General features: G+C 60.8%; 22 protein-coding genes, 3 tRNA genes and 1 pseudogene. 7 read left to right on the top strand and 19 right to left on the bottom strand.

What is annotated here, in order from left to right:
• The first annotated feature begins 222 nt into the window (after window positions 1-222).
• Complete coding sequence (locus tag ACHMXK_RS09900; protein WP_397439866.1) at window positions 223-1,485, top strand: D-amino acid dehydrogenase; 1,263 nt, start codon at window positions 223-225, stop codon at window positions 1,483-1,485.
• Window positions 1,486-1,502: 17 nt separating this feature from the next.
• Window positions 1,503-3,047: an NAD(P)H-hydrate dehydratase gene (locus ACHMXK_RS09895; protein ID WP_397439864.1), complete on the top strand. Its 1,545-nt coding sequence runs from the start codon at window positions 1,503-1,505 to the stop codon at window positions 3,045-3,047.
• On the opposite strand, the gene ACHMXK_RS09890 is transcribed toward ACHMXK_RS09895, so the two are convergent.
• Together ACHMXK_RS09890 and rnr are read right to left on the bottom strand one after the other, a co-directional pair.
• The gene (locus tag ACHMXK_RS09890) at window positions 3,015-3,584 is read right to left on the bottom strand and encodes a YggT family protein (RefSeq protein ID WP_397439862.1); all 570 of its coding nucleotides are present in this window, start codon (window positions 3,582-3,584) and stop codon (window positions 3,015-3,017) included. The two genes, ACHMXK_RS09895 and ACHMXK_RS09890, sit on opposite strands and share 33 nt — an antisense overlap.
• 36 nt (window positions 3,585-3,620) lie before the next feature.
• A complete protein-coding gene (gene rnr, locus ACHMXK_RS09885; RefSeq protein ID WP_397442493.1) occupies window positions 3,621-5,915 on the bottom strand; it encodes a ribonuclease R in 2,295 nt (764 codons plus the stop codon).
• A 284-nt stretch (window positions 5,916-6,199) separates the two neighbouring features.
• On the opposite strand from rnr, the gene ACHMXK_RS09880 reads away from it, so the two are divergent.
• Window positions 6,200-6,284 (top strand) — tRNA-Leu (locus tag ACHMXK_RS09880).
• Between the two features lie 120 nt (window positions 6,285-6,404).
• Here ACHMXK_RS09880 and rimO read toward each other — a convergent pair.
• From rimO to ACHMXK_RS09855, 5 genes and pseudogenes are all read right to left on the bottom strand, one after another.
• Window positions 6,405-7,814 (bottom strand): 30S ribosomal protein S12 methylthiotransferase RimO, encoded by a 1,410-nt coding sequence (gene rimO / locus ACHMXK_RS09875; protein WP_397439860.1) that lies wholly within the window; start codon window positions 7,812-7,814, stop codon window positions 6,405-6,407.
• Between the two features lie 66 nt (window positions 7,815-7,880).
• Complete coding sequence (gene phaR, locus ACHMXK_RS09870) at window positions 7,881-8,372, bottom strand: polyhydroxyalkanoate synthesis repressor PhaR (RefSeq protein WP_397442492.1); 492 nt, start codon at window positions 8,370-8,372, stop codon at window positions 7,881-7,883.
• Window positions 8,373-8,626: 254 nt separating this feature from the next.
• Window positions 8,627-8,703, bottom strand: a tRNA-Val gene (locus tag ACHMXK_RS09865).
• A gap of 76 nt (window positions 8,704-8,779) precedes the next feature.
• Window positions 8,780-11,045 (bottom strand): annotated as a pseudogene (locus ACHMXK_RS09860) (RelA/SpoT family protein).
• 30 nt (window positions 11,046-11,075) lie between these two features.
• Window positions 11,076-12,011: an alpha/beta fold hydrolase gene (locus tag ACHMXK_RS09855; RefSeq protein WP_397439858.1), complete on the bottom strand. Its 936-nt coding sequence runs from the start codon at window positions 12,009-12,011 to the stop codon at window positions 11,076-11,078.
• An 89-nt stretch (window positions 12,012-12,100) separates the two neighbouring features.
• Between ACHMXK_RS09855 and ACHMXK_RS09850 the strand changes: the two genes are divergently transcribed.
• Window positions 12,101-12,883, top strand: a complete 783-nt coding sequence (locus ACHMXK_RS09850) for a 3-hydroxybutyrate dehydrogenase (protein ID WP_397439856.1) — start codon at window positions 12,101-12,103, stop codon at window positions 12,881-12,883.
• Window positions 12,884-13,112: 229 nt separating this feature from the next.
• Here the strand turns inward: ACHMXK_RS09850 and ACHMXK_RS09845 are convergent.
• The 10 genes from ACHMXK_RS09845 to uvrB form a co-directional block, all read right to left on the bottom strand.
• A tRNA-Val gene (locus ACHMXK_RS09845) sits at window positions 13,113-13,187 on the bottom strand.
• Between the two features lie 39 nt (window positions 13,188-13,226).
• Window positions 13,227-13,928 carry a DNA polymerase III subunit epsilon gene (gene dnaQ / locus ACHMXK_RS09840; RefSeq protein WP_397439854.1) on the bottom strand — a complete coding sequence of 234 codons (702 nt, stop codon included), beginning with the start codon at window positions 13,926-13,928 and terminating at the stop codon, window positions 13,227-13,229.
• A gap of 53 nt (window positions 13,929-13,981) precedes the next feature.
• Window positions 13,982-14,320: an ISC system 2Fe-2S type ferredoxin gene (fdx, locus tag ACHMXK_RS09835; RefSeq protein ID WP_397439852.1), complete on the bottom strand. Its 339-nt coding sequence runs from the start codon at window positions 14,318-14,320 to the stop codon at window positions 13,982-13,984.
• A 19-nt stretch (window positions 14,321-14,339) separates the two neighbouring features.
• Window positions 14,340-16,214, bottom strand: a complete 1,875-nt coding sequence (hscA, locus tag ACHMXK_RS09830; RefSeq protein WP_397439850.1) for a Fe-S protein assembly chaperone HscA — start codon at window positions 16,212-16,214, stop codon at window positions 14,340-14,342.
• Window positions 16,215-16,264: 50 nt separating this feature from the next.
• The gene (hscB, locus tag ACHMXK_RS09825) at window positions 16,265-16,783 is read right to left on the bottom strand and encodes a Fe-S protein assembly co-chaperone HscB (RefSeq protein ID WP_397439848.1); all 519 of its coding nucleotides are present in this window, start codon (window positions 16,781-16,783) and stop codon (window positions 16,265-16,267) included.
• 63 nt (window positions 16,784-16,846) lie between these two features.
• On the bottom strand, window positions 16,847-17,170 hold the full coding sequence (gene iscA, locus ACHMXK_RS09820) for an iron-sulfur cluster assembly protein IscA (protein WP_318404871.1): 324 nt from the start codon (window positions 17,168-17,170) through the stop codon (window positions 16,847-16,849).
• Between the two features lie 24 nt (window positions 17,171-17,194).
• The gene (gene iscU / locus ACHMXK_RS09815) at window positions 17,195-17,581 is read right to left on the bottom strand and encodes a Fe-S cluster assembly scaffold IscU (RefSeq protein ID WP_318404872.1); all 387 of its coding nucleotides are present in this window, start codon (window positions 17,579-17,581) and stop codon (window positions 17,195-17,197) included.
• 41 nt (window positions 17,582-17,622) lie between these two features.
• The gene (locus tag ACHMXK_RS09810; RefSeq protein WP_397439845.1) at window positions 17,623-18,840 is read right to left on the bottom strand and encodes an IscS subfamily cysteine desulfurase; all 1,218 of its coding nucleotides are present in this window, start codon (window positions 18,838-18,840) and stop codon (window positions 17,623-17,625) included.
• A gap of 79 nt (window positions 18,841-18,919) precedes the next feature.
• A complete protein-coding gene (gene iscR, locus ACHMXK_RS09805; protein WP_305599100.1) occupies window positions 18,920-19,456 on the bottom strand; it encodes a Fe-S cluster assembly transcriptional regulator IscR in 537 nt (178 codons plus the stop codon).
• Window positions 19,457-19,779: 323 nt separating this feature from the next.
• Window positions 19,780-21,882, bottom strand: coding sequence for an excinuclease ABC subunit UvrB (gene uvrB, locus ACHMXK_RS09800; protein WP_397439842.1), 2,103 nt, complete (start codon window positions 21,880-21,882; stop codon window positions 19,780-19,782).
• A gap of 76 nt (window positions 21,883-21,958) precedes the next feature.
• Here uvrB and ACHMXK_RS09795 point away from each other — a divergent pair, with 76 nt between their 5' ends.
• Window positions 21,959-23,155 (top strand): amino acid aminotransferase, encoded by a 1,197-nt coding sequence (locus ACHMXK_RS09795; protein ID WP_397439840.1) that lies wholly within the window; start codon window positions 21,959-21,961, stop codon window positions 23,153-23,155.
• A gap of 6 nt (window positions 23,156-23,161) precedes the next feature.
• A complete protein-coding gene (locus ACHMXK_RS09790) occupies window positions 23,162-23,764 on the top strand; it encodes a nucleotidyltransferase family protein (RefSeq protein WP_397439838.1) in 603 nt (200 codons plus the stop codon).
• Window positions 23,765-23,822: 58 nt separating this feature from the next.
• Here ACHMXK_RS09790 and ACHMXK_RS09785 read toward each other — a convergent pair whose 3' ends face one another.
• Window positions 23,823-24,191: a nuclear transport factor 2 family protein gene (locus ACHMXK_RS09785; protein WP_397439836.1), complete on the bottom strand. Its 369-nt coding sequence runs from the start codon at window positions 24,189-24,191 to the stop codon at window positions 23,823-23,825.
• Window positions 24,192-24,225: 34 nt separating this feature from the next.
• Window positions 24,226-25,080 carry a 4,5-DOPA dioxygenase extradiol gene (gene ygiD / locus ACHMXK_RS09780; RefSeq protein ID WP_397439834.1) on the bottom strand — a complete coding sequence of 285 codons (855 nt, stop codon included), beginning with the start codon at window positions 25,078-25,080 and terminating at the stop codon, window positions 24,226-24,228.
• A gap of 255 nt (window positions 25,081-25,335) precedes the next feature.
• Here ygiD and ACHMXK_RS09775 point away from each other — a divergent pair, with 255 nt between their 5' ends.
• Entirely contained in the window at window positions 25,336-26,670 is a 1,335-nt protein-coding gene (locus tag ACHMXK_RS09775) for a polyhydroxyalkanoate depolymerase (RefSeq protein WP_397439832.1), read from the top strand.
• The last annotated feature ends 5 nt before the right edge of the window (window positions 26,671-26,675 follow it).

Genomic DNA, 26,675 nt, shown 5'->3' with positions numbered 1-26,675 from the left:
ACAACCCGCTGAGTATAACATCCCCGCCACTGTTGCCGCAGCCACCGGAGCACTATTTAGCTACCGCCGGTGACAAACACCCACCCAGACCGCTTCGCCAAGCCCTAAAAAATGATAGCTGCCCGCGCCCGTCCGGCGGGGGCCAGCCACCGATTTGACTAGAAACCCCATGAATCCCCCGCCCCTTAGCCTTCTCAACCCCTTGCGCCAGGACGGCACCGCATGAGGGTCGCCGTCATAGGCGCCGGCATCATCGGCATCACCACCGCCTGGGAACTCGCCCTGGACGGCCACGACGTCACCGTGTTCGAGCGCCGCAGCGCGGCAGCCGAAGAAAGCAGCTTTGCCAACGCCGGTGTGGTCGCCCCGGGCTACGTCACGCCGTGGGCAGCACCCGGTATGCCGGGCAAGGTGCTGGGCCACCTGTTCAGCCGCCATGCCCCGGTCAAACTCGGCCTGCCCCTGTCCGCCCGCGAAATCGCCTGGATCTGGAAATGGTGGCGCGCCTGCAAGCTGGAAACCTACCTGGCCAACCGCGCCCGCCTGCAGCGCCTGGCTTTTTACAGCCGCGAACGCCTGCACGCCCTGACCGCCGAGCGACAACTGGTGTACGACGGCAGCCTCGGCTACATGGTGCTGCTGCGCGCCGAGGCCGACGCCAAGCTGGTCGAACCCGGCCTGCAGGTGTTGCGCGAGGCCGGTGTGGGTTTTCGTCAGATTGACTCCGACGAGGCGCGCAAGATCGAACCCGCCCTGAACCCGGATACGCCGCTGTTGGGGGCAATCCACCTGCCCGAGGACGAAGTGGCCAATTGCCGCCAGTTTGCCCTGCTGCTCAAGGCCGAAGCCCAGCGCCTGGGCGTGAAATTTGAATTCAATACGACCGTAGCCCATATAGAACGGGCGCAAGCAGCTAGCCTTTTCATAGCGGGTGAAACCGCGCCGCGACGTTTTGACGCCCTGGTGATGTGCGCCGGCCTGGCGTCGGCGTCCTTGCTCAGGCCGCTGGGCCTGAAAATCCCGCTGGCCGCCGTTTACGGTTACTCGATCAGCGCCCCGCTTCGCGAACCGCTGAACGCGCCGCGCAGCGCGCTGATGGACGAACGTTACAAGGTCGCCATTTCACGCCTGGGCAATCGGGTGCGGGTCGCCGGCAGCGCCGAAATCGGCGGCGCACCTAGCAAAAAACGCGCGACCTCCATCCAAACCCTGTACAAGGTGCTGCAGGACTGGTTCCCCGGCGCGGCCCACACCGCCCATAGCGGCGCCAGCGTGCAGGAGTGGAAAGGCGCCCGCCCCATGCTGCCGGATGGTCCGCCCGTCATCGGTGCCAGCGGTATCCCCGGCCTGTGGCTCAACCTCGGCCACGGCTCCAGCGGCTGGGCGCTGAGCTGCGGCAGTGCACGCGCCGTGGCCGACCTGGTCGCGGGCAAAACCCCGGACATCGACATGGACGGTCTGGGCGTGACCCGACTCCTGGGCTGAGGCCGCACAATCGGCCTATGCAGAAAGTCTCCAGCGCCCTCACCTTGCCGCTGTACGGCGTGGCGGCGACGCGCCGGCTGGAGCAAGGCGCGGCGGCCGCCCTGGCGCCACACACCCTGATGCAGCGTGCCGGTCTGGCGGCCGCACGTTTGAGCCTGGCGCTGGCGCCGCATGCGCAACGTTTCTGGGTCGCCTGCGGACCCGGCAACAACGGCGGCGACGGCCTGGAAGCGGCCATTCACCTGCACCAGTGGGGCAAAACCGTGGTCGTGACCTGGCTGGGCGCCAAAAACGGGCGCCAGGTACCGGCCGATGCGCTGGCCGCGCTGGTGCGCGCACGCACTGCGGGTGTGCCTTTCGCCATGACGGCACCACAAGACTACGATTTCGCCATTGATGCCCTGCTCGGCCTAGGCGCCGCGCCGCGCCCTGCGGTCCTCCCGGCCAAGGCCGATCAGCTCGGCCAGTGGCTGGTTTTGCTGCAGGCCAGCCCACTGCCCGTGCTGGCGCTGGATATCCCCAGCGGGCTGGACGCCGACACCGGCACCGTCTTCGCTCCTGAATCCATAGCTGCCTACGACCGTTCCATCAGGACTGGAGCCCGATTTTGCTTAAGTTTTTTGACATTGAAGCCGGGTTTGTTCACAGCCGCCGGCCGGGACCGGGCCGGCCAAGTCTGGTGGGATGACCTGGGCGTGACGGCGCCAGCGGATCTGGCGCCCGACGCCTGGCTGCTGGGCCAGGAGCGCGCCAGCGCCTCAAGCCGCGCAGAAGCCGCCCATGCCAGCCACAAGGGCAGTTTTGGTGATGTCGCTGTCATTGGCGGTGCATCAGGCGCCGGCACCCACATGGTGGGCGCCGCCCTGCTGGCCGGTCGTGCGGCCCTTCACGCCGGCGCGGGCCGGGTGTTTGTCGCCCTGCTGGGCACGCCTGACATGACCGTCGACCCACAGCAGCCGGAATTGATGTTTCGCAGCCCGGCCGCGCTAGACCTCAAAAATCAAGTCGTGGTCTGCGGCTGCGGCGGCGGTGAGGCCATTCGCGGCGCCCTGCCCCAGGTCTTGTCTACGGCCCAGGCACTGGTGCTGGATGCCGACGCGCTCAACGTTATCAGCCGTGACACGCAGCTGCAAACCCAACTGCTGGCCCGCCAGGGCCGCAGCTGGCGCACCGTCTTGACCCCGCATCCACTGGAAGCCGCGCGCCTGCTGGGCAGCAGCACGGCGGCTGTTCAGGCCAAGCGTCTGCGAGCCGCCCAACAACTGGCCGCGCAATTTCAGTGTGTGGTGGTGCTCAAGGGCTCCGGCACGGTGATTGCCGCGCCAGGCAGCATCCCCTGCATCAACCCGACCGGCAATGCCCGTCTGGCCACGGCCGGCACCGGCGATGTGTTGGCCGGCATGCTGGGCGCTACGCTGGCCGGCGGCGCATCAGCGCTTGACGCGGCCTGCAGCGCCGTATTCCAGCATGGCCGGCTGGCGGATCACTGGACAGCCCGCCATGGCGGGCTGCCGCTGACCGCTTCCGGCTTAGCCCAGAACCATCAGGCCGATCTGCAATAAAAGCAGCAGCGCCAGCGCCGATAAATCGACCCCGCCTATGGCCGGAAGAACGCGGCGCAGTGGTGTCAACATCGGCTCGGCCAGCCGGCCCAACAAACCATACAGCGGCGAGCCGGGCTGCACCCAGGACACAATCGCGTAGGCCAACACCACAACAAACGCGGCCTGCAGGGCCACGCGCACCAGCATCTTGAGGGCAAACAGCAACACGGCGGGCACCAAGGCCGGCCCGAAGCCGGACATGGCCGCCAGCCCGCCGGTCAGCGCCCCGAACAAGACCACCCATAGCAGCCCGTAGACCAGCGCCAGCAGCAAGGCGGCCAGCACACTGGCCCAGTCCACGCGCGACTGCGCCAGGGCCTTGGGCAACACACGCCGTAGCGGCTTGACCAGCCAGTCGGTCACGGCCATCACAAAGTAGCCCGGCTGGGCACGCATGTTGACACGCAGGTAGTTCATCCAGGCCCGCAGCAGCGCCGCCGCGATCAGCACAAAAAACAGGGTTTCAAGAAGAAAAGACAGGATTTGGATCAGCATCGGTTTTCAATCTGCACGGGAACGGGTCGGCTCATCTCATCCACGCCTGGGTTTTTTACTCGACTTGCGCCCTGCGCTGGCCGCCGATTTTTTAGCCACGGCCTTCAGCGCCTGAATCGGCGACTTGGGCGCCCGGCTGTCCGACGAACTGCCGCCACGCGCACCGGCGCGCGAGTCACCCCGTTTGCCCGTGCGTTTCTCGCTGCCGCGTTTGTCGCCCGCGACACGCGGCAAAGCCCGCTCCTGCTCGGGCAGCTCGGCTGTGCGACCGCCGGTTTTGTCTTTCATGGCGCGGCTGATCAGCTCTTCGCCCTCGCGCACCAGGCGGAAGTCAATTTTCCGGCCGTCCAGATCAACCCGGCTGACCTGTACCCGCACCCGTGTGCCTATCGCATAACGGGTGCCGGTGCGCTCGCCGCGCAGTTCCTGGCGCGCCTCGTCAAAGCGGAAATATTCGCCGCCGAGTTCGGTGATGTGCACCAGGCCTTCGACATACATGGCATCCAGCGTCACAAAAATGCCAAAACCAGCCGCCGAGGTGACCACACCGCCGAACTCTTCACCCAGATGCTCGCGCATGTATTTGCATTTGAGCCAGGCTTCGACATCACGGCTGGCTTCGTCGGCGCGGCGTTCGTTGGCACTGCAATGCAGGCCGGCCGCCAGCCAGGCAAGCTGGTCCACGCTGGTTTTCTTCGGCTTTTCCTCCGGGTCTTTCACGCGTGATGCCAGCCGCTTGGACAACTTGGCCACGGCTTCGCCCGGTGTGGGCAAGGTCGGCAACACGTACTTGGTCTTGTTCAGGATGGCCTTGATGACACGGTGCACCAGCAAATCCGGGTAACGCCGGATCGGGCTGGTGAAGTGCGTGTAGGCCTCGTAGGCCAGACCGAAGTGGCCGTTGTTCATGGGCGTGTAAATCGCCTGCTGCATGGAGCGCAGCAACATGGAGTGGATTTGCTGCGCATCCGGCCGGTCTTTGGTGGCCACGGCAATTTGCTGGAACTCGCCCGGGGTCGGGTCGTCGGAGATGGTCATGCCCAGGCCCATGGCCTTCAGGTAGTTGCGCAACATGTCTTTTTTCTCGGCCGTCGGGCCTTCATGCACCCGGAACAAACCCACATGTTTGCTCTGCGCGATGTAGTCCGCCGAACAGACGTTGGCCGCCAGCATGGCTTCCTCGATCAGGCGGTGTGCCACATTGCGGGTGCGCGGCACGATTTTTTCGATGCGGCCGGCGTCGTCGCAGACGATCTGGGTTTCGGTGGTTTCAAAGTCCACCGCGCCGCGCACGCTGCGCTCCTTGAGCAAGGCCTGATACACATCATGCAGGTCCAGCAAATGCGGCACCAACGCCTTGCGCTGGGCAGCTTCCGGCCCCCGGGTGTTGGCCAGGATGGCGGCCACTTCGGTGTAGGTGAAACGCGCGTGGCTGAACATCACGGCCGGATAAAACTGGTAGGCGTGAACCTCGCCCTTGGCGTTGACCAGCATGTCGCAGACCATGCACAGACGCTCAACACTGGGATTCAGCGAACACAGGCCGTTGGACAGTTTTTCGGGCAGCATGGGGATCACGCGGCGCGGAAAATAAACGCTGGTGGCGCGATCGTAGGCGTCCACATCAATCGCGCTGCCGGTTTCCACGTAGTGGCTCACGTCGGCAATCGCCACCAGCAGGCGCCAGCCCTTGCCGCGACCGACCTTGGCCGGCTCGCAATACACGGCGTCGTCAAAGTCCCGGGCATCTTCACCGTCTATGGTGACCAGCGGAATGTCGCTCAGGTCCACGCGGTTCTTTTTGTCGGCGGGACGGACCGTGTCCGGCAAGGTGCGGGCCAGCGCGAGCGCGGCCTCGCTGAACTCATGCGGCACGCCGTATTTGCGTACCGCGATTTCAATCTCCATGCCGGGATCGTCGATCTCGCCCAGCACTTCCTTGACCCGGCCGACCGGCTGGCCAAACAGTGCCGGCGGTTCGGTCAGCTCGACCACCACAATTTGCCCGGTTTTGGCCGCGCCGGTGGCACCTTTGGGAATCAGCACGTCCTGGCCGTAACGCTTGTCTTCGGGTGCCACCAGCCAGACACCGCTTTCCTGCAGCAGGCGGCCGATGATGGGGTTGGGCGAACGTTCGATGATCTCGGTGACCCGGCCTTCGGGGCGATTTTTGCGGTCATGCCGCACGATGCGCGCCTTGACGCGATCCTTGTGCAACACAGCGCGCATTTCATTGGGCGGCAGGTAGATGTCGGCTTCGCCGTCATCACGCAGAACAAACCCGTGACCATCGCGGTGGCCTGACACGGTGCCTTCAAATTCGGCGAGCAGCCCGGCGCCCTGGCCGGTGGTGGTTTGTGTAGTGGTTTTGATAAGTAATCTCTTTTCTTCTTGAGATGGTTATATTGTAAAAATCGCGGTGCCGCTTTTAAAGCCGCCCGTGATTCGTCATGTTGGTTATGTTTTAAGCGTCAAAAAATTAGTCGGCGCAGCATCGGTTCACAGCAAACCCGATCTTCGCGCAATCTTGTGACGAGTGATCACGCAGAAAGATCGAAATTTTTTAAGGTCCGGTCCAGAAAAGCGATTTGGTGATGGTACACTTTGCTGCATGTGCCCGGGTGGCGGAATTGGTAGACGCGCACGGTTCAGGTCCGTGTATCGCAAGATGTGGAGATTCGAGTTCTCTCCCGGGCACCAGATACACCAAGTCAGCGAAAGCTGGCAAACACACAAAAAGGCCACTGCCAAAACAGTGGCCTTTTTTGTTGCCCAAAAGATTTATCAGGCGCTTGCCAAGCGCCTTTCCAAACCGTGCCTTCAGACCGGCACAGCCACCAGATCATGGCCTTGTGTTCCGACAACACGGGCCTTGGTGAATTCACCCACCTTCAATGTTTTGCTGATTTTTTCAGGCGGCAACAATTTCACAATGCCGTCGATCTCGGGCGCATCGGCATAACTGCGGCCTATGCCGCCTTTTTTACCCATACCTGGCGCCGAATCCACCAGCACCTGCATGGTTGCACCCACACGCTCCTGCAACTTGCTGCTGGACACCGCCTCGGCCACCGCCATAAAACGCGCCCTGCGCTCTTCTCGCAACTCCAGCGGCAACATGCCGGGGATGTCATTGGCTTTGGCGCCGTCGACCGGGCTGTAGGCAAAACAACCCGCACGATCTATCCTGGCCTCGCGCATGAAATCGAGCAGGTGCTCAAATTCCGCTTCGGTCTCGCCAGGAAAACCCGCGATAAACGTGCTGCGGATCACAATCTCCGGACACATCTCGCGCCAGCGCGCAATACGCTCCAGGTTTTTCTCGCCGCTGGCCGGACGTTTCATGCGTTTGAGCACATCGGGATGGCTGTGCTGCAGCGGCACATCCAGGTAAGGCAAGACCTTGCCGCTGGCCATCAGCGGAATCACCTCATCCACACTGGGGTAGGGATAAACGTAATGCAGGCGCACCCAGGCACCATAAGGCTCGGCAATCTCGCCCAGCGTTTGCACCAGCTCCAGCATGCGCGTCTTGACCGGCTTGCCGTCCCAGAAACCAGTGCGGTATTTGACATCCACACCATAGGCCGAGGTGTCCTGGCTGATCACCAGCAGTTCCTTGACGCCGCCTTCAAACAAGGCGCGCGCTTCGCTGAGCACATCACCGATAGGGCGCGACACCAGATCACCCCGCATCGACGGGATGATGCAGAAGGTGCAGCGGTGGTTGCAGCCCTCGCTGATTTTCAGATAGGCATAGTGACGAGGCGTGAGTTTGATGCCGGCGATGCCAAAAGAATTTGGAACCAGGTCCACAAACGGATCATGCGGCTTGGGCAGGTTGAGGTGAACCGCATCCATGACTTCTTGCGTCGCGTGTGGCCCGGTCACGGCCAGCACACTGGGGTGCATTTGTCGCACCAGGTTGCCACCATCATCGCCGGCTTTGGCGCCCAGGCAGCCGGTCACGATGACCCGGCCGTTTTCGGCCAGCGCTTCACCAATGGTGTCCAGGCTTTCCTTGACGGCATCGTCGATAAAACCGCAGGTATTGACGATTACCAGGTCGGCGCCTTCAAAGGTTTTCGAGGTCTGGTAACCCTCGGCGTTCAATTGCGTGAGGATCAGCTCCGAATCGGTCAGGGCTTTGGGGCAACCCAGGCTGACAAAACCGACGCGCGGAGCCTTGTTCGGGGTGGAAGAAGGAGTGGAGGAAAGGGCTTGGCTCATACCCTCTATTGTCTCAGAGCCGGCCTGTGATGCGCAGACGGCGTCTAAAAGCACTTTATTACGCTGTCAGCGCTTCAAACCCAGAGCAGCCAGCATCTGCTCGCTTTGTTTTTGCATCTGCTCCTGCATTTGCGTGAACACGGTTTTTGACTGCTCCACATAACTGCCCATCATGCCCTGCATCATCGGCGACTGGGCATTGATGAACTGCGCCCACATTTCCGGCGTCAGCCCCTGGGACTGTTCGGCCATCTTGACCTGCAGATCCATGAAGGACTGGACGTTTTTTTCAAGATAAGCGCCCATGAAACCCTGCATCGCATGGCCGTAGAAACGAATGATGTTGCCCAGCACCGCTTCGGTGAACATGGGGGCGCCACCGGTTTCTTCTTCCAGAATGATTTGCAGCAAAATGCTGCGCGTCAGGTCTTCATTGGTTTTGGCATCGCGCACGACAAAGTCGGCCGTATCCATCACCAACTGCTTGACGTCAGCCATGGTGATGTAGGTCGAGGTATCGGTGTCGTAGAGACGGCGATTCGGGTATTTTTTGATGATGCGCGTCTTGGCGGCCTTGCCGCTCCGACCGCTTGCAGCGGCATCGCCCGAAGGATGCGTCGAGTCAGAAGACTGACTACCCGACGAACTGGTGGGCTTGCTTTTTGACACTGCACGAACTCCTCAGATTTCTGCCTGTGCTGGTTGCACAGGTCTGGTATGCATTCTAGGAAGTATGCATACCTACAATCACCTTGGTTTACCCTGTGTCATCTGTACTGACTACAGATTGACAGAGGAAAACTTCAGGAAATTGGTAGGCGCGATTGGACTCGAACCAACGACCCCCACCATGTCAAGGTGGTGCTCTAACCAGCTGAGCTACGCGCCTAAGGACTGTTCGATCTAGCAATTGTAGCAGGGCAAAACGCCTTCTTTGGCTCCGGGCGAATTTTTTTAAAAAGACTTCAGCGCCTTCGTGCGGAACGAACCCCAGCCACCTCGGCCACCACGGACAAAACCTGGTTGAGTCGGCCCGAGTCCGCGACCTCTACCGTGAAGGTCATCCACGCCGTGCCGCCGCGGTTGTCCTTCACCGATTGGGTCTGCACACCAATCACATTCATTTTTTCCTTGGCAAACACCTCTGAAATATCGCGCAGCAAACCTTGCCGGTCTGCGGCTTCAACAGCCACGTCCACGGGGTAAACCGAACCATCACCACTCTTGGGCTGGCTCCACTGCACCTCGATCACACGGTCCGGGCTACCGCTCGCCATATTTTTGAAGTTGCTGCAGTCGCCGCGGTGAATACTCACGCCTTTGCCCTTGGTCACAAAGCCAACAATGACATCGGGCGGCGCCGGTTTGCAGCACTTGGCCATTTGTGTCAGCAGCGAGGCGATGCCCACCACCAGCACCCCACTCTTGCGTTTGCGCTCACCGCCTTTGTCCAACTGTTTGGCTTTTTTGGCCAGCACGTAATCGTCTTGTGTGGGCGCCGGCTCGGGCGGCTTGAGCATGTTTTCAATGGTGCGCAAAGACAACTCGTCCTTGCCCACCACTTCAAACAAATCTTCGGCGCTTTTGAAGCCGAGTTGTGACGCGAGGTCCTCCAGCTTCATCGCGGTTTTGCCCTCGCGCTGCAGCAGTTTTTCCACCGCCTCACGGCCACGCGCCACGGTTTGGGCCATGGCTTGTGCATTGAACCAGGCGCGCACTTTCGACTTCGCCCTGTGGCTGGCCAGGTAACCCAACTCCGGATTTAACCAGTCGCGCGACGGGCCGCCCTCCTTCGTGGTGACCACCTCCACGGTCTGGCCGTTTTGCAGCGGCGTGTTCAGCGGCACCATGGCGCCGTCAATCCGTGCACCGCGGCAACGATGGCCCAGGCTGGTATGCACGCTGTAGGCAAAGTCCAGCGCCGTCGCGCCTTGCGGCAACTCCACAATGGCGGCATCCGGCGTCAACACATAAATGCGGTCCTCAAACAAGCCCTGGTTCGTATCACGCGCCTTGGCCGCCAGCGGCCCCGACAGATCCCGCTCCCAGGCCAGCAGTTGCCGCAGCACGGCGATTTTGGCGTCGTATTCGCCACTCGCCGAGACGCCGCCGTAACCCTTGGCGCCAGCTTCCTTGTAAGCCCAGTGTGCGGCCACGCCGTGTTCGGCATGGTCGTGCATGGCCTGGGTCCGGATCTGGATTTCCACTGCGCGCTGCTGCGCGTCGCGCACCACGGTGTGCAGAGACTGGTAACCATTGGATTTGGGCTTGGCAATGTAGTCGTCAAACTCCCCTTCCACCGGTGTGAAATGTGAATGCACAAAACCAAGCGCGGCATAACAGCCCTTCACATCGGCGGCGATCACACGCATGGCACGGATGTCGAACACCTGCTCAAAGTCGAGCGACTTGCCGCGCATTTTTTTGACAATGCTGTAGATGTGTTTGGGTCGCCCCTGCACCAGCGCGGCAATGCCGTTGATGTTCAGATCGCGTTCCAGCTGCGCGCGCAAGGCCTCCATGAAGCCTTCGCGTTCGGCGCGTTTTTTCATCCAGCAGGCGGGCAATGTGTTTGTAGGTGTCGGGCTCCAGGAAACGGAAAGCCAGGTCTTCCATTTCCCATTTGATTTGCCAGATGCCCAGGCGGTTGGCCAGCGGCGCAAACACATGCAAGGACTCGCGCGCCACTGCCAGCGGTGCCGGTTGCCGGATGGCCGCAAAGTGGCGCAAGGTCTGCAGCCGGGAAGCCAGGCGCAACATGACCACGCGCAAATCGCGCGAGAAGGCCAGCAGCATCTTGCGCACGTTTTCGGTTTGTGCGGCCGGGTCTTCCGTCAATTGCGCCTTGGCATTGGCGGCCCTGGCCTGCTTTTGCACATTGACGAGTTTGGTGGTTTCAATGGCCAGGGCTGCAAAATTGGCGCCAAACGCCTTGGCGATCACCTCTTGCGGCTTGTTCAGGTGCGCGCAGGCATGCACCAGATAAGTGGCGGCCTGCATGGCTTCGGAGCCGCCAATGGCCTTGAGGATGGCGGCAACCGCGTCTGCGTGGGCCAGAATGTTTTCGCCGGTGTCCAGGACTTCACTGGCGATCAGCGGCTCGGCAAAAGCCCGGGCGCGCGCCAGCGCATGCGGCTGGTCCGGCAGGCTGTCCGCGGTGGCCGTCACGATGGAGGCATTGACAGTGGGCGCTGTGGACGGTGTACCCAGTCCGGCCCCGGTATTTTTCATGGCAACTCAGTCAGATTTCAAAAAAACAATTCAGACAAACAGAAAGTCACTCACCGTGCTGACCTGATCCATCGCCACCAGCGTGGGCGCATGCCCCACCCCGTCGAACTCCACCAGCCTGGCCCTGGGCCCGCGCTGCGTCATGGCCAGCGCCGTCTCGCGGCTGAGCAGGTCCGACTGCGCGCCGCGCATGATCAGCGTGGACGCCTTGATGTTGTCATACAGCTGCCACAACATGGCTTCACCCTGCTGGGCCGCGGTTTCGGTCGTGGCGCGCACGGGCACCGCAATCGCCGGGTCATAGTGCAGCCTCAGCGGCCCATCCGGGCCGTCAGCCGACACCGGTGTCACCATGTGGCGCGACAGCTCCAGCCATTGTTCCGGCGTGTGGGGACGAAAGCTGGTCGACACCGCCCACATTGCATCGGCGGCTTGCTGCAGGGAACTGAAGTGTCCGGCCTTGCCAAGGTAGGCCGCGATACGTTCAATCGCCTGCCAGGCGATGGCCGGACCGACGTCGTTGAGCACCAGTTTGTGGATTGGCGCCGGCAAAAGCGCTGGCGCGCCCGTCGCGGCATCGGAAATACTCAAACCCGGCTGGCCAGCAATCACCATGCCGATCAGCCCCCCCATGCTGGTGCCGACCCAGTCCAGCGTGCGGATCGGCGACTGCTGGTGCAACTGGGTCAGCAGCACCAGCATGTCGGCCGCATACAGCGGCACCTGGTAAGCCATCGAATCTTTGAGCCAGTCGCTTTGGCCGCGGCCCACCACGTCGGGGCAGATCACCCGCGCATCATCCTGGAGGTAACGCGCCAGCGTGTCGAAATCCCGGCCCTGGCGCGACAAGCCATGCACACACATCACCACGCGCGGATTGGCCGGATCGCCCCACTGCCAATAAGCCATGCGGTGGCCGCCCGAGGCGTCAGGACAAGGTACGTAGTTCAGCGTAGGTTCATTCATTGCAGGTGAATCCGGGTTCGAGGCTTGATAATTGCCAAAGCTGCTTTTCAGCGTTTCTTTTGCATCGTAAATCATCCGGAGAAAATTTCATGCTCAAAGGTAAAACTGCCCTCGTGACCGGCTCCACCAGCGGGATCGGCCTGGGGATCGCCAAGTCGCTGGCCGCACAAGGCGCCAACATCGTGCTCAATGGTTTCGGCGATGCCGAAGGACCCAAAGCGGAAATCGCCGCGCTGGGCGTGAAGGTGGCTTACCACGGTGCGGACATGAGCAAACCCGCCGAGATCGAAGACATGATGAAGTTTGCCGCGAGCCAGTTCGGCCGCGTGGATATTCTTGTCAACAACGCCGGCATCCAGCATGTGGCCAGAATCGAAAACTTCCCGGTGGACCGCTGGGACGCCATCATCGCCATCAACCTGAGCAGCGCCTTTCATGCCACACGCCTGGCCCTGCCGGCCATGCAGGCAGCCGACGGCGGCAAGGGCTGGGGCCGCATCATCAACATCGCCTCGGTCCACGGCCTGATCGGGTCGGCGGAAAAAGCCGCCTATGTCGCCGCGAAACACGGCATTGTGGGCCTGACCAAAGTCACGGCGCTTGAAAACGCCACCTCCGGCATCACCTGCAACGCCATCTGCCCGGGCTGGGTGTTGACGCCACTGGTGCAAAAACAGGTCGATGCCAAAGCCGCGGCAGGCGGCCTGTCCAACGAACAAGCCACGCAGCAATTGCTGGGCGAAAAAGAGCCATCGATGCAATTCACCACGCCGGAAGAACTGGGCGCACTGGCCGTATTTTTCTGTTCACCCGCCGGCAACAACGTACGCGGCGTGGCCTGGAACATGGATGGCGGCTGGGCAGCCCAATAAACGGAGAAGGCCGCACTCACAACTGCGGCCTCCTCCCCAATTTTTAATGAAATTGGCCTCTAGCCCTTATACAGTGAGCGCAACCAGCTATTGATTCAATAGCAGATCGCAACCATGCGATGGCGAAGACAGCCTGAACGGCCATCCCCTCAGACGCTGAAAAATACCGTTTGAGTATGGATCGGCCAAAGAAAAAGCCTCAAGTCTTGACGACTTGAGGCTTTGATTCTGGTGGGCGGTGCAAGTTTCGAACTTGCGACCCCTGCAGTGTGAATGCAGTGCTCTACCCCTGAGCTAACCGCCCTATTTGTTCAGCCTTCAATTATAAGCTGTTTTTGAGGGCTTATGCCGCAGCACGCCAGACTGTTTTTCCTTTGCTGGCTTTATCGATGTCGCTCAGCAGGTTTTCGTGGGCGGCGACTTCCTGTTCGTTGGCCAGCAGCAGGGGCAAATCAAAACCGCGGAGATCCATCGCCACGACTTCGCCACCGTCCGGCGTGCTGCTGTCCATGTCCATCACCAGCGAGTTTTGCCCACGCGTCAGGTTGATGTACACATCGGCCAGCAGCTCGGCATCCAGCAAGGCGCCGTGCAGGGTTCGGCCCGAATTGTCGACCTCCAGGCGGTCGCACAAGGCATCCAGCGAATTGCGTTTGCCCGGGAACAACTCCTTGGCCATCATCAGACTGTCGGTGACCTTGGCCACACAATGCTTGATGGGCGGGCGACCTATCAGTTCCAGTTCCTTGTTCAGGAAGCTGATGTCGAATGGCGCGTTGTGGATGATCACTTCGGCATCCTGCAGATAGGCCAGCAATTCATCGACGATGGCGCCGAACTTGGGTTTGTCCTGCAGAAACTCATTGCTGATGCCGTGCACCTTGAGCGCGTCTTCATGGCTCTCGCGCTCGGGGTTCAGGTAGAAATGTTTGTTGTTGCCGGTGAGCTTGCGGCCCAGCAACTCGACACAGCCGATTTCAATGATGCGGTCGCCGTTGGCGGCGGAAAGACCGGTGGTTTCGGTGTCTAGAACAATTTGGCGCATTTTGTAATGGTAACGGAGCGATGAAGGGTCGCCGCCGTAGCTAGCATTGGGGGCTAGTGATTCTCTTTGGCGTGGTTGATCGAGTATTTGGGGATCTCGACCGTGACATCGGTCTGTGCCAGAAAAGCCTGGCAGCTCAGGCGGGAGTTGGGCTCCAGGCCCCAGGCCCGGTCCAGCAGATCTTCCTCGGCTTCATCCAGCTCATTGAGCGACTGCATGCCTTGGCGCACGATGACGTGGCAGGTGGTGCAGGCGCAACTCATGTCGCACGCGTGTTCAATGTTGATGTGGTTGTCCAGCAGTGCCTCGCAGATCGAGGTACCGGCCGGTGCCGACACCTCGGCGCCGTTGGGACAATATTCAGGATGAGGCAGTATTTTGATGATGGGCATGGGGTGCTTCCGTGCGGTCTCAGACCGTCGCGATGTTTTTACCGGCCAGGGCCTGGCGGATGCCGCGGTTCATGCGCTGGGCGGCAAAATTTTCAGTGCCGTTGGCCAGGAGCTTGATGGCCGCTTCGATTTGCGCGGCATCGCCGTTTTGCCGCGTGTCGGCCAGCTCCGCCATCAGGCGGTCGATCTCGGCTTTTTCTTCGGGTGTCAGCAAATCGGCATCGGCGGCCAGCGCACTGCGCGTAGCCAGAATCATGCGGTCGGCATCGACCTGGGCCTCGGCCAACGCACGTGCCTGCATGTCCTGCTGGGCGGTGGAAAAACTCTCCTGCAACATGCGGGCGATGTCCTCGTCGGACAGGCCGTAAGACGGTTTCACGTCAATGCTGGCTTCCACACCACTGCCCTGCTCTTTCGCACTGACGCTGAGCAGGCCATCGGCATCGACCGTGAACGTGACACGGATACGCGCCGCACCGGCCGCCATGGGCGGAATGCCGCGCAGTTCGAAACGCGCCAGGCTGCGGCAGTCGGCCACCAGGTCGCGTTCGCCCTGCACCACATGCAGCGCCAGCGCGGTCTGGCCGTCCTGGTAGGTGGTGAAGTCCTGCGCCATCGCGGTGGGAATCGTCTGGTTGCGCGGCACGATGCGTTCGACCAGGCCACCCATGGTTTCAATACCCAGCGACAGCGGAATCACATCCAGCAGGAGCAGATCGGTGCCGCTGTGGTTGCCGGCGAGCTGGTTGGCCGAAATCGCCGCGCCGAGCGCAACCACTTCGTCCGGGTTCAGGTTGGTCAGGGGTTCGCGGCCGAACAGACCGGCGACGGCGCGGCGCACCTGCGGCATGCGGGTCGAGCCGCCCACCAGCACCACGCCTTTGACATCGTCCTTGGTGAATTCGGCGTCGCGTAAAGCCTTGCGCACAACGGCCAGGGTGCGTTGCGTCAAACCGGCGGCGGCCGTTTCGAAATCCTCGGATTTCAGTTCAAAATTGATCGCAGCCCTTGTCAGACGGGCGGAGAATGCTACGGAATTGGAAGCAGACAGCGCTTCCTTGCTGGCCCGCGCAGTCTGCAGCAAGATGGCCTTGTCGGATGGGGTCAAGGTATCGGCCGCCAAGCCGGCCTTGGCCAGCACCCAGTCGACCAGCGCGCGGTCGTAATCGTCGCCACCGAGTGCAGAATCGCCGCCGGTGGCCACGACCTCGAACACACCTTGCGTCAGGCGCAGGATGGAAATATCGAAGGTGCCGCCACCCAGGTCGTAAATCGCGTAAACCCCTTCACTGGCATTGTCCAGGCCATAGGCAATGGCCGCGGCCGTGGGTTCGTTGATCAGACGCAACACCTTGAGGCCGGCCAGTTGGGCCGCGTCCTTGGTCGCCTGGCGTTGCGCGTCGTCAAAATACGCCGGCACGGTGATGACCGCGCCGTAAACATCGTCGTTGAAGGTGTCTTCAGCGCGGAAACGCAGCGTGGCCAGGATTTCAGCGCTGATTTCGACCGGGCTCTTTTCGCCTGCCACGGTTTGCAGGCTGACCATCCCAGGTTTGTCGACCAGTTGGTAAGACAGTTGCGCGCGGTCACCGATGTCCTGGATGCCACGCCCCATCAGGCGTTTGACCGATGCGATGGTGTTTTGCGGGTCCAACACCTGCGCGGCCAGGGCCTCAGCGCCGATCTGGCGGCTGGTGGCACCGCTGGCGTCCAGCAAATAACGCACCACGCTGGGCAGCAACACACGGCCTTGCTCGTCGGGCAGGCATTCGGCCACGCCGTTGCGCACGCTGGCCACCAGCGAATGGGTGGTCCCCAGATCAATGCCAATGGCAATACGTCGCTGATGCGGATCGGGCGTCTGGCCGGGTTCGGATATTTGCAGTAATGCCATGAATATTCTGGGGGCGAAAGAGGGGGAAAAGCCGTAAGGGCTGTAAAAGTCTATTGTCCCAGCGAGTCGATGCGTGCATCGACCTCACTGCCAAAACGCTCAATAAACATAAGGCTTCTGACCTGCTGGGCCGCTGCCGCGAAGTCTTTTTGCTGGTCCAGGATTCGCTCTATTTTTGATAGCTGCTCACGCTTTCTGGACATGGCCTGGGAGGCTATTTCTTCCAAATTCTCCAGCCCCTCGGCATCTTCCAGCGCTTCGCGCCATTGCATTTGCTGGACCAGGAAGTCCGGCGGCATCGCGGTGTTGGTCTCGGCCCGGATCGGCGCCCCGTGCAACTCGCACAGGTACATCGCTCGTTTCAGGGGATTCTTCAGGCGCTGGTAGGCCTCGTTGATACGCACCGACCACTGCATGGCCAGGCGCTGGGCCGCAGCGCCCTGGGCCGCAAACTTGTCGGGATGGGCTTCGCGCTGCAGCTCTTTCCAGCGCGCGTCGAGGGCGGCCGGGTCCTGTGCAAATTGCACAGGCACGTCAAAGAGTTCGAAATCGTTGGATTGAAGGTTCATGTCAAGAAAATGCCGCCAGCACCGGGGGTGAAGGCGGCATAGGCCGGTGAGGGTCCGGCGCCGTCAAACCCGAAAGCTTTCTCCACAGCCGCAACGATCACGCTCGTTGGGGTTGATGAACTTGAAACCTTCGTTGAGGCCCTCGCGCACGAAGTCGAGCTGGGTGCCATCGATGTAGGCCATGCTTTTCGGATCGACCAGCACCTTCACGCCGTTGTCTTCAAAAACAACGTCTTCAGGCGCGATTTCATCGGCATATTCCAGCTTGTAGGCCAGGCCGGAACAACCGGTGGTTCGCACGCCCAAACGCACACCCACGCCTTTGCCGCGCTTGCTCATGTAGCGGGTGACGTGCCGTGCTGCGGCGTCAGTGAGGGTAACGGACATGGAAGGCTCGCCGGTCAATAAGGATTAATGGGTGTGCTTTTGCTTGTAATCGTTCACGGCTGCCTTGATGGCGTCTTCGGCCAGGATGGAGCAGTGAATTTTCACGGGCGGCAGGGCCAGTTCTTCGGCAATCGCGCTGTTTTTGATGCTCGCTGCTTCGTCCAGCGTTTTGCCCTTGACCCACTCGGTCACCAGCGAGCTGGACGCAATCGCCGAGCCGCAGCCATAGGTCTTGAAACGTGCATCTTCAATCACGCCGGTCAGGGGGTTGACCTTGATCTGCAACTTCATCACGTCGCCGCAGGCCGGTGCGCCCACCATGCCGGTGCCTACCGTGTCGTCGCCTTTTTCAAACGAGCCGACATTGCGGGGGTTTTCGTAGTGGTCCACCACTTTTTCGCTGTATGCCATTTTGTTTACCTCTTTAAGCTGTCTTGTGTTGCTGGCCGGCCTTAGTGGGCGGCCCACTGGATGCTGGAAATATCCACACCATCCTTGAACATTTCCCAAAGCGGCGACAGTTCACGCAGCTTGGCCACGTTTTCCTTGATCGTCGCCACGGCGTAGTCGATTTCTTCTTCTGTACTCCAGCGGCCAATCGTCATGCGCAGGCTGCTGTGGGCCAGCTCGTCGCTGCGGCCCAGGGCGCGCAGCACATAGCTGGGCTCCAGGCTGGCCGAGGTACAAGCCGATCCGCTGGAAACGGCCAGCCCCTTGATACCCATGATCAGGGACTCGCCCTCGACATAGTTGAAACTCATGTTGAGGTTGTGCGGCACACGTTTGTCGGCGTGGCCATTGAGGAAAACCTCTTCCACGTCCTTCAGGCCGGCCAACATGCGATCGTGCAGGGCTTGAATGCGCTTGTTTTCCTCGCGCATTTCAGCCTTGGCGATGCGATAAGCCTCGCCCATGCCCACGATCTGGTGTGTCGGCAAGGTGCCCGAACGCATGCCACGCTCGTGGCCACCGCCGTGCATCTGCGCCTCCAGGCGCACGCGGGGTTTGCGTCGCACGTACAAGGCGCCGATGCCTTTGGGGCCATAGGTCTTGTGCGAGGTCAGGCTCATCAGGTCGACCGGCAAGGTCGAAAGATCGATGTCCACCCGCCCGGTGGCTTGCGCCGCATCGACGTGGAAAATAACGCCTTTTTCGCGACACAAGGCGCCGATCGCCGGAATGTCCTGGACCACGCCGATTTCGTTGTTGACGTACATGACGCTGACCAGAATCGTGTCGGGGCGAATGGCCGCTTTCAACACCTCGAGGTCGAGCAGGCCGTCGGCCTGCACGTCCAGATAGGTCACTTCAAACCCCTGGCGTTCGAGTTCGCGGCAGGTGTCCAGCACAGCCTTGTGCTCGGTCTTGACCGTGATCAGGTGTTTGCCCTTGGACTTGTAGAAATGCGCCGCGCCCTTGATCGCCAGGTTGTTGGACTCGGTCGCACCGCTGGTCCAGACAATTTCGCGCGGGTCGGCACCAATCAGCGCCGCCACTTGTTCGCGGGCTTTTTCGACGGCGGCTTCAGCTTCCCAGCCCCAGGCATGGCTGCGCGAAGCGGGGTTGCCGAAATGCTCGCGCAACCAGGGAATCATGGCGTCCACCACCCGCGGGTCACACGGGTTCGTGGCACTGTAGTCCATATAAATAGGGAAGTGTGGGGTTTCCATTTGGCTAGCTTTTCAGTTCACAGCGCTGGCTTGCAGCATAAAAACGAGCCGGCAAGGCAAAAATGCCGGCGATACCTGATCAGGATTTCGAGAATGCGTTGCCCAGGGCAAACACCGAGTTGGGTGCATTGATACGCATGGGTTTGGCCACCGGCGCGGTAAAGATGGCTTTTTTCACCATGGGGGTGTTTTCCACCACGACACCCTTGGCCAGCTGGTCGTCCACCAGCTTTTGCAGGGTCACGGAATCGAGAAACTCGACCATGCGGCTGTTCAGCGATGCCCACAGCTCGTGTGTCATACAACGGCCACCGTCACCGAGACAGTTTTCCTTGCCACCACACTGGGTGGAGTCAATCGGTTCGTCCACCGACACAATGATATCGGCCACCGTGATGTCGGCGGCCTTGCGGCCCAGCGTGTAGCCGCCACCAGGGCCACGGGTCGACTCGACCAGCTCATGGCGACGCAGCTTGCCGAACAACTGCTCCAGATAGGAAAGGGAAATTTGCTGGCGCTGGCTGATAGCCGCCAGCGTGACGGGACCATTGTTCTGGCGCAAAGCCAGGTCGATCATTGCTGTGACCGCAAAGCGGCCTTTGGTAGTGAGGCGCATTTTCAAGCTCCTTTTGAAGTTGGCTTGACTATCGTTTGGCTCACCCTGTAGAGCTTATGGCTTACAAGGAACTTTTTCTCCACCCACCCCGGCCAATCGGCCTGCTTGGCGACGGGGTCTTTTTTGTCACATGGTTGTTCTTGACTGTTTTCGTCAAGTATAACACAGGTGACTCGCCGACTCGGCCAAGGCGGGTCCGGGACACATGGCCCCGGGGTTCCCTGACACCCAGAGCCGGGTTTGATCCAGTTTCTGGCGGTCTGTTCCGTCGAGGTCGCTTTGCGCCGCTTTCAGGCCCCTCCCCGCCCGCCTGACCAGCCCCCTTAAAGCGGCACGTTGTCTATGCCCGGGGCGCCAAACGCCTGGGCCTTGAGCACATGCAACTGGTCACGGACTTTCGCGGCTTTTTCAAATTCCAGGTTTTTCGCATGCTCGATCATCAGTTTTTCCAGGCGCTTGATCTCTTTGGCGATGTCTTTTTCGCTCATATCCTCGACCAGGGCTTTCTGGATTTCGAGTTTTTCGGCCTCTTTGCCTGATTTTTCGCTGTAAACGCCGTCGATCAGGTCTTTGATGCGTTTGACGATGCTGCGCGGCGTGATGCCATGCTCGAGGTTGAAAGCGATCTGCTTGTTGCGGCGGCGTTCGGTTTCGTCCATCGCCTTTTTCATCGAGTCGGTGATGCGGTCGGCGTACAAAATCGCCCGGCCATTCAGATTACGGGCCGACCGGCCTATGGTCTGGATCAGGCTGCGCTCGGAACGCAAAAAGCCTTCCTTGTCGGCGTCCAGAATCGCCACCAGGCTGACCTCGGGAATATCCAGGCCTTCACGCAGCAAGTTGATGCCGACCAGCACGTCGAACGTGCCCAGCCGCAGGTCACGCAGGATTTCCACCCGCTCCACCGTGTCCACATCACTGTGCAAATAACGCACCTTGACACCGTTGTCGGTCAGGTAGTCGGTCAGTTGCTCGGCCATGCGTTTGGTCAAGGTGGTGATCAAGACGCGCTCGTTTTTATCGACGCGGATGCGGATTTCCTGCAACACGTCGTCCACCTGGTGCGTGGCCGGCCGGACTTCGACTTCCGGGTCGACCAGGCCGGTGGGCCGCACCACCTGCTCGACCACCTTGCCGGCATGCTCTTTCTCGTAGGCGGCCGGCGTGGCCGAGACAAATACCGCCTGGCGCATCTTGGCTTCGTATTCCTCGAACTTCAGCGGCCGGTTATCCAGCGCGCTGGGCAGGCGAAAGCCGTATTCGACCAGGGTGGTCTTGCGCGCGCGGTCGCCGTTGTACATGGCGTTGAGCTGGCCAATCATGACGTGGCTTTCGTCCAGGAACATCAGCGCGTCCTTGGGCAGGTAGTCACACAAGGTCGAGGGCGCCGAGCCGGGCGGCGCACCGCTGAGGTGGCGGGTGTAGTTTTCGATGCCTTTGCAATGGCCGATTTCGCTGAGCATTTCCAGGTCAAAGCGCGTGCGCTGCTCGATGCGCTGGGCTTCGACCAGCTTGCCTTCGCTGACGAACTGCTTGACACGTTCGGACAACTCGATCTTGATCGTTTCCACCGCAGCCATGACCTTGTCGCGCGGCGTGACGTAGTGGCTTTTCGGATAAACCACAAAACGTGGGACTTTCTGGCGAATCCGGCCGGTCAGCGGGTCAAACAGCTGCAGCGACTCGATTTCATCGTCAAACAGCTCGATGCGGATCGCCAGCTCCGAGTGTTCGGCTGGAAACAGATCGATCACGTCACCGCGCACCCGGAAGGTGCCGCGCGAAAAATCCTGGTCGTTGCGCGCGTATTGCATACGAATCAGGCGCGAGATCACATCGCGCTGGTTCATCTTGTCGCCGGAGCGCGCGATAAATCGCATCTGCGTATAGTCTTCCGGTGCGCCTATGCCGTAAATCGCGCTGACGGTGGCCACGATGATGGTGTCGCGCCGCTCCAGCACACTTTTGGTGGCCGACAGCCGCATCTGCTCAATGTGTTCGTTGATCGCCGAGTCTTTTTCAATAAACAGGTCGCGCTGCGGCACATAGGCCTCGGGCTGGTAATAGTCGTAATAACTGACGAAATATTCCACCGCGTTTTTCGGGAAAAACTCGCGGAACTCGCTGTACAGCTGCGCGGCCAGGGTTTTGTTGGGCGCAAACACAATCGCCGGCCGGCCCAGCCTGGCGATCACATTGGCCATGGTGAAGGTTTTGCCCGAGCCGGTCACACCCAGCAGGGTCTGAAAGACCTCACCGTCGTTGATGCCTTCCACCAGTTGCTCAATTGCCACCGGCTGGTCGCCCGCCGGCGGGTAAGGCATGAACAGCTCGAAGGGCGAGTCGGGAAAGGTGGCAAACCTGCCCACAGGTGGGGAATTGGGTGAATCAAACGTATTAGTAATGACGTCCACAGCTTCTGGCATAAAAACCTCAGTCCAGCCCCGCTAAAATTACGGGCAACCGAGCAGCATACGACTTTTTTACTTTTTAAGGATCTCCATGTCTTTGTTCACTGCAGTCGAAATGGCCCCCCGCGACCCCATCCTGGGCCTGAACGAACAATTCAATGCCGACACCAACCCGGCCAAGGTCAACCTGGGTGTGGGCGTCTATTACGACGACAAGGGCAAGCTGCCGCTGCTCAAATGTGTGCAGGCCGCCGAAAAAGCCATGATGGAACACCCCAAACCACGCGGCTACCTGCCCATGGACGGCGTGGCCGCCTATGACGCGGCCGTCAAGGCCCTGGTGTTTGGCGCCGACAGCGAGCCGGTCAAAAGCGGCCGTATCGCCACGGCCCAGGGCATAGGCGGCACCGGCGGCCTGAAGATTGGCGCCGACTTCCTGAAAAAACTCAGCCCCAACGCCAAAGTCCTGATCAGCGACCCCAGCTGGGAAAACCACCGCGCCCTGTTCGCCCAGGCCGGCTTTGTGGTGGAAAGTTACCCTTACTACGACGCGGCCAAACGCGGCGTCAACTTCGACGGCATGCTGGCCGCTCTGAATGCCGCGGCCGAAGGCACCATCGTCGTGTTGCACGCCTGCTGCCACAACCCGACCGGCTATGACATCACCAGCGCCCAGTGGGAGCAGGTGATCGCCGCCGTCAAGGCCCGCAAACTCACGGCTTTCCTCGACATGGCCTACCAGGGTTTTGGCCACGGTATCAAAGAAGACGGCGCCGTGATCGGCAAGTTTGTCGCGGCTGGCCTGAACTTTTTTGTCGCGACCTCATTTTCCAAGAGTTTCAGCCTCTACGGCGAACGTGTCGGCGCCTTGTCGGTCCTGTGCGAAAGCAAGGAAGAAGCCGACCGCGTCCTGTCGCAAATGAAGGTGGTGATTCGCACCAACTACAGCAATCCGCAGATCCACGGCGCCACCGTGGTGGCCAATGTGCTGAACGACCCTGCCCTGCGCGCCCAGTGGGAAGAAGAACTGGCCGAAATGCGTGTGCGTATCAAGGCCATGCGCCAGAAGCTGGTTGATGGCCTGAAAGCCGCTGGCGTGAAGGAAGACATGAGCTTCATCACCACCCAGATCGGCATGTTCAGCTACTCTGGCCTGACCAAGGACCAGATGGTGCGCCTGCGCAATGAGTTCGGCGTCTACGGCACCGACACCGGCCGCATGTGTGTGGCCGCGCTGAACAGCCAGAACATAGACCACGTCTGCGCGTCCATCGCCAAGGTGCTGTAAAGCGCCATGGACGCCTTGCAGCAGCGTTTTGTGCAGGACGCGCTGCACAATAATTGCAACCGCGTCCTGCTGGAGCGTCTGGCCGAGCTGGCTCTGCTGGACGCCTGGCTGGTCGGCGGCTGCCTGTTCCAGACCGTGTGGAACCGGCTGTCCGGCCGGCCGCCGCAAGCCGGTATCCGCGATTACGACATCTTTTATTTTGACCCGGACGATTTGTCCGAAGCCGGCGAGTTGGCCATCAACCAACGGGCCCAGACCTGTTTTGCCGGCCTGGATGCGCAGCTGGAACTGAAAAACCAGGCCCGGGTACACACCTGGTACCCGGCTTATTTCGGCCGGCCCTGCCCGCCGCTGCAAAGCGCCTGCGCAGGCATAGACCGCTTTCTGGTCGGCAGCACCAGTGTGGGTTTGCGCCAGCAAGACGGCCAGACCACGGTGTACGCCCCGTATGGCCTGGACGATTTGTACCAAGGCATGCTGCGGGCCAACCCCTCCGTCGATCACGGTCCCTTGTACGAAAAGAAAGTGCGGGACTATCAGGCGCGCTGGCACTGGCTGCGCATGCCGGATCCGGCCGATACCGCGCCCTCAGCCGCTCTTTATGTATAAAAAATGCCTCTAGCCCTTATCCAACGGTCGCAAGCAGCTACTTAATTTATAGCAAAGGCTACTCCGTCAGCGCGGCGACGGGGTCGTAGAAAAAGCGTTCTTCCACAATTTTGTCGCCCAACCAGCGCTGGTGCGCCAGTTCGTCGATACGCATGGTTTTGCCCGACAGCCGTGTGAACTCGAAGACCCAGTGGATCACCACAAAATCGCCATCGACCAGCCAGGACTCGACCGGCAAGGTACGCATGGCGCTACAGGCCGCCATCACGGCGCGTTCATAAGCCAGCAGCGTCTCCCGGCCACGACGCGGCGGCTGGCTGTTTTCCTGCATGCTGGCGTCAGGCGCGTAAAACTGTTCGATCGCTTCAAGATACTGGCCCTGCTCCACCAGCGCGATGAAGTCCTGAACCGTTTGGCGGCTTGGCATGTGCTTGTCTCCTGCGGGGCGCGGCGCGTAAAGATCAGCCCCAGACCACGGAGCGCATGGAAATCGAACCGCCCTGGAAATTGGTGTTGAAAAAGCGCGGCGGCTCTTTGGCATCCACCGCACCCGCCGCATACAACAGCGGCAGGAAATGCTCATGGGTCGGGTGCGCCATTTTGGCCAGCGAGCCCAGTTTCTGGAAGTTTTGCAAACTGTCCAGGTTGCCCTGCTGCAAATAACCGCCCATGGTCTGGTCGAACTCCAGCGCCCAGTCGTACGCCTGGTTGCCGGCCGCGCCGCGCTGCATCTGGCGCAGGTTGTGCACGATGTTGCCGCTGCCCACAATCAACACGCCACGCTCGCGCAAGGCCTTGAGCTGTTTGGCCAGCGCATAGTGCTCGTCAGGCGCACGGCCGTAATCCATGCTGAGCTGGATCACCGGGATGTCCGCGCCGGGAAACATGGGCTTGAGCACCGACCAGGTGCCGTGGTCCAAACCCCACTCGCCCACGTCCAGGCCCAAAGGCGCGGACGCCCGCTGGCGCACCAGGTGGCTGATGGCCCGCGCGGCCGTCGGATGGCCTGGCGCCGGGTATTGCTGGTCAAACAGCTCCTGCGGGAAGCCGCCAAAGTCATGGATGGTTTTGGGCTTGTCCATGGCGGTCAACCACCAGCCCTCGGTCAGCCAATGCGCCGAAATACACAAAATCAGCTGCGGCACCGGGTATTTGCTGCCGAACTCGGCACCCAGCACCTGCCAGCTGCGCCGGTACTCGTTGTCGCCAATCGCATTCATGGGGCTGCCGTGGCCCACAAACATCACCGGCATGCGGTCGGTTTTTTTCAGGGAAGTCAGCAGGTCTTGCGCGGAAGCGCCGGCGATCTCGGTCATAAACAGTCCATTCGGTACAAGCAGGCTGCCGGCGGCAGCTTTTGTGAAATATCGGCGTTGCATGGTAAGTCTTTATCAGTATTTTCTCAAAAGGCAATAACAAGGGGTGGCGCCATGCCTCCCGCTGAAATCGTGACAAAGCGGACGGATGGCCAGGCGGGTGCCTGTATTGGTGTTTGCCCTCCAAAAATTAATAAGCACACCTGCTATTATTTGCTGCAGCGCAACATATTCCGTTGCATAAAGGTTTTTGCCATGCTTTACCAAGTCTATGAAACCCAGCGTTCGCTGATGGAGCCCTTTGTCGACTTTGCCCAGGCCGCGGCAAAAATCTACAGCAACCCGTCCTCGCCTTTGGGCCAGAACCCCTTCGCCCAGCGCATGGCGGCCGGTTACAACCTGATTTACCGCCTCGGCAAAGACTACGAAAAACCCGCTTTCGGCATCACCACGGTGGAGGCCGAGGGCGCCAACATCGCCATCCACGAACGGGTGGAGATCGACAAACCTTTTTGCGAACTGCGCCGTTTCAAACGTTTCACCGACGACCCGGCCACCCTGACCCAACTCAAGGGCCAGCCCGCCGTGCTGATTGTCGCGCCCTTGTCGGGCCACTACGCCACCCTGCTGCGCGACACGGTCAAAACCATGCTGAAAGACCACAAGGTCTACATCACCGACTGGAAAAACGCCCGCACCGTGCCGCTGTCCGAAGGTGCTTTCCACCTCGACGACTACGTCAACTACGTGCAGGAGTTTATTGCCCACCTGCAGGGCATTTACGGCAACTGCCACGTCATCAGCGTCTGTCAGCCCACCGTGCCGGTGCTGGCAGCGATCTCGCTGATGGCCAGCCGCGGCGAGACCACGCCGCTGTCCATGACCATGATGGGCGGGCCGATTGACGCACGCAAGTCACCCACGGCCGTCAACAACCTGGCCACGAACAAGAGTTACGAGTGGTTTGAGAACAACGTGATTTACCGCGTGCCGGGTAACTTCCCCGGCGCCGGGCGCCGCGTCTACCCCGGCTTTTTGCAACACACCGGTTTTGTCGCGATGAACCCGGACCGCCACGCCAGCAGTCACTTTGACTACTTCGAGAACCTGCTCAAGGGCGACGACGCCAGCACCGAAGCCCATGTCAAGTTTTACGACGAATACAACGCCGTGCTGGACATGGACGCGGACTACTACCTGGACACCATCAAGACCGTGTTTCAGGAGTTCAAACTGGTCCACGGCACCTGGGATGTACGCGCTGTCGACGGCCAGCTGGAGCGCGTGCGACCAGAAGACATCACGACCACGGCCCATTTCACGGTCGAAGGTGAACTCGACGACATCTCCGGCGCTGGCCAGACCGAAGCCGCCCACGACCTTTGCTACAACATCCCAAAAGCCAAACAAAAACACCTGGAAGTTCCGGGTGCAGGTCACTACGGCATCTTCAGCGGCCGCCGCTGGCGCGACGTGGTGTATCCGCAGGTCAAGGCCTTCATTCTTGAGAATAATCAGGCTGCAGCCCCCACCAGCCGTGCGCAAGCAGCTCCCAAAAAGAGAGCACCCAAAGCGGCCGGCAAAGCCTGATGCTG

The sequence above is a fragment of the Polaromonas sp. UC242_47 genome, from assembly GCF_044452385.1.
Lineage (GTDB): Bacteria > Pseudomonadota > Gammaproteobacteria > Burkholderiales > Burkholderiaceae_C > Polaromonas.
This window is presented reverse-complemented; position numbering and strand designations above follow the sequence as displayed.

What these genes read in the sequence shown, in the direction of transcription:
- ACHMXK_RS09900 (WP_397439866.1), top strand. Translation starts at nt 223, where the DNA reads ATGAGGGTCGCCGTCATAGGCGCCGGCATCATCGGCATCACCACCGCC.
- ACHMXK_RS09895 (WP_397439864.1), top strand. Translation starts at nt 1,503, where the DNA reads ATGCAGAAAGTCTCCAGCGCCCTCACCTTGCCGCTGTACGGCGTGGCG.
- ACHMXK_RS09890 (WP_397439862.1), bottom strand. Translation starts at nt 3,584, where the DNA reads ATGCTGATCCAAATCCTGTCTTTTCTTCTTGAAACCCTGTTTTTTGTG.
- rimO (WP_397439860.1), bottom strand. Translation starts at nt 7,814, where the DNA reads ATGAGCCAAGCCCTTTCCTCCACTCCTTCTTCCACCCCGAACAAGGCT.
- ACHMXK_RS09855 (WP_397439858.1), bottom strand. Translation starts at nt 12,011, where the DNA reads ATGAATGAACCTACGCTGAACTACGTACCTTGTCCTGACGCCTCGGGC.
- ACHMXK_RS09850 (WP_397439856.1), top strand. Translation starts at nt 12,101, where the DNA reads ATGCTCAAAGGTAAAACTGCCCTCGTGACCGGCTCCACCAGCGGGATC.
- dnaQ (WP_397439854.1), bottom strand. Translation starts at nt 13,928, where the DNA reads ATGCGCCAAATTGTTCTAGACACCGAAACCACCGGTCTTTCCGCCGCC.
- fdx (WP_397439852.1), bottom strand. Translation starts at nt 14,320, where the DNA reads ATGCCCATCATCAAAATACTGCCTCATCCTGAATATTGTCCCAACGGC.
- hscA (WP_397439850.1), bottom strand. Translation starts at nt 16,214, where the DNA reads ATGGCATTACTGCAAATATCCGAACCCGGCCAGACGCCCGATCCGCAT.
- hscB (WP_397439848.1), bottom strand. Translation starts at nt 16,783, where the DNA reads ATGAACCTTCAATCCAACGATTTCGAACTCTTTGACGTGCCTGTGCAA.
- iscA (WP_318404871.1), bottom strand. Translation starts at nt 17,170, where the DNA reads ATGTCCGTTACCCTCACTGACGCCGCAGCACGGCACGTCACCCGCTAC.
- iscU (WP_318404872.1), bottom strand. Translation starts at nt 17,581, where the DNA reads ATGGCATACAGCGAAAAAGTGGTGGACCACTACGAAAACCCCCGCAAT.
- ACHMXK_RS09810 (WP_397439845.1), bottom strand. Translation starts at nt 18,840, where the DNA reads ATGGAAACCCCACACTTCCCTATTTATATGGACTACAGTGCCACGAAC.
- iscR (WP_305599100.1), bottom strand. Translation starts at nt 19,456, where the DNA reads ATGCGCCTCACTACCAAAGGCCGCTTTGCGGTCACAGCAATGATCGAC.
- uvrB (WP_397439842.1), bottom strand. Translation starts at nt 21,882, where the DNA reads ATGCCAGAAGCTGTGGACGTCATTACTAATACGTTTGATTCACCCAAT.
- ACHMXK_RS09795 (WP_397439840.1), top strand. Translation starts at nt 21,959, where the DNA reads ATGTCTTTGTTCACTGCAGTCGAAATGGCCCCCCGCGACCCCATCCTG.
- ACHMXK_RS09790 (WP_397439838.1), top strand. Translation starts at nt 23,162, where the DNA reads ATGGACGCCTTGCAGCAGCGTTTTGTGCAGGACGCGCTGCACAATAAT.
- ACHMXK_RS09785 (WP_397439836.1), bottom strand. Translation starts at nt 24,191, where the DNA reads ATGCCAAGCCGCCAAACGGTTCAGGACTTCATCGCGCTGGTGGAGCAG.
- ygiD (WP_397439834.1), bottom strand. Translation starts at nt 25,080, where the DNA reads ATGACCGAGATCGCCGGCGCTTCCGCGCAAGACCTGCTGACTTCCCTG.
- ACHMXK_RS09775 (WP_397439832.1), top strand. Translation starts at nt 25,336, where the DNA reads ATGCTTTACCAAGTCTATGAAACCCAGCGTTCGCTGATGGAGCCCTTT.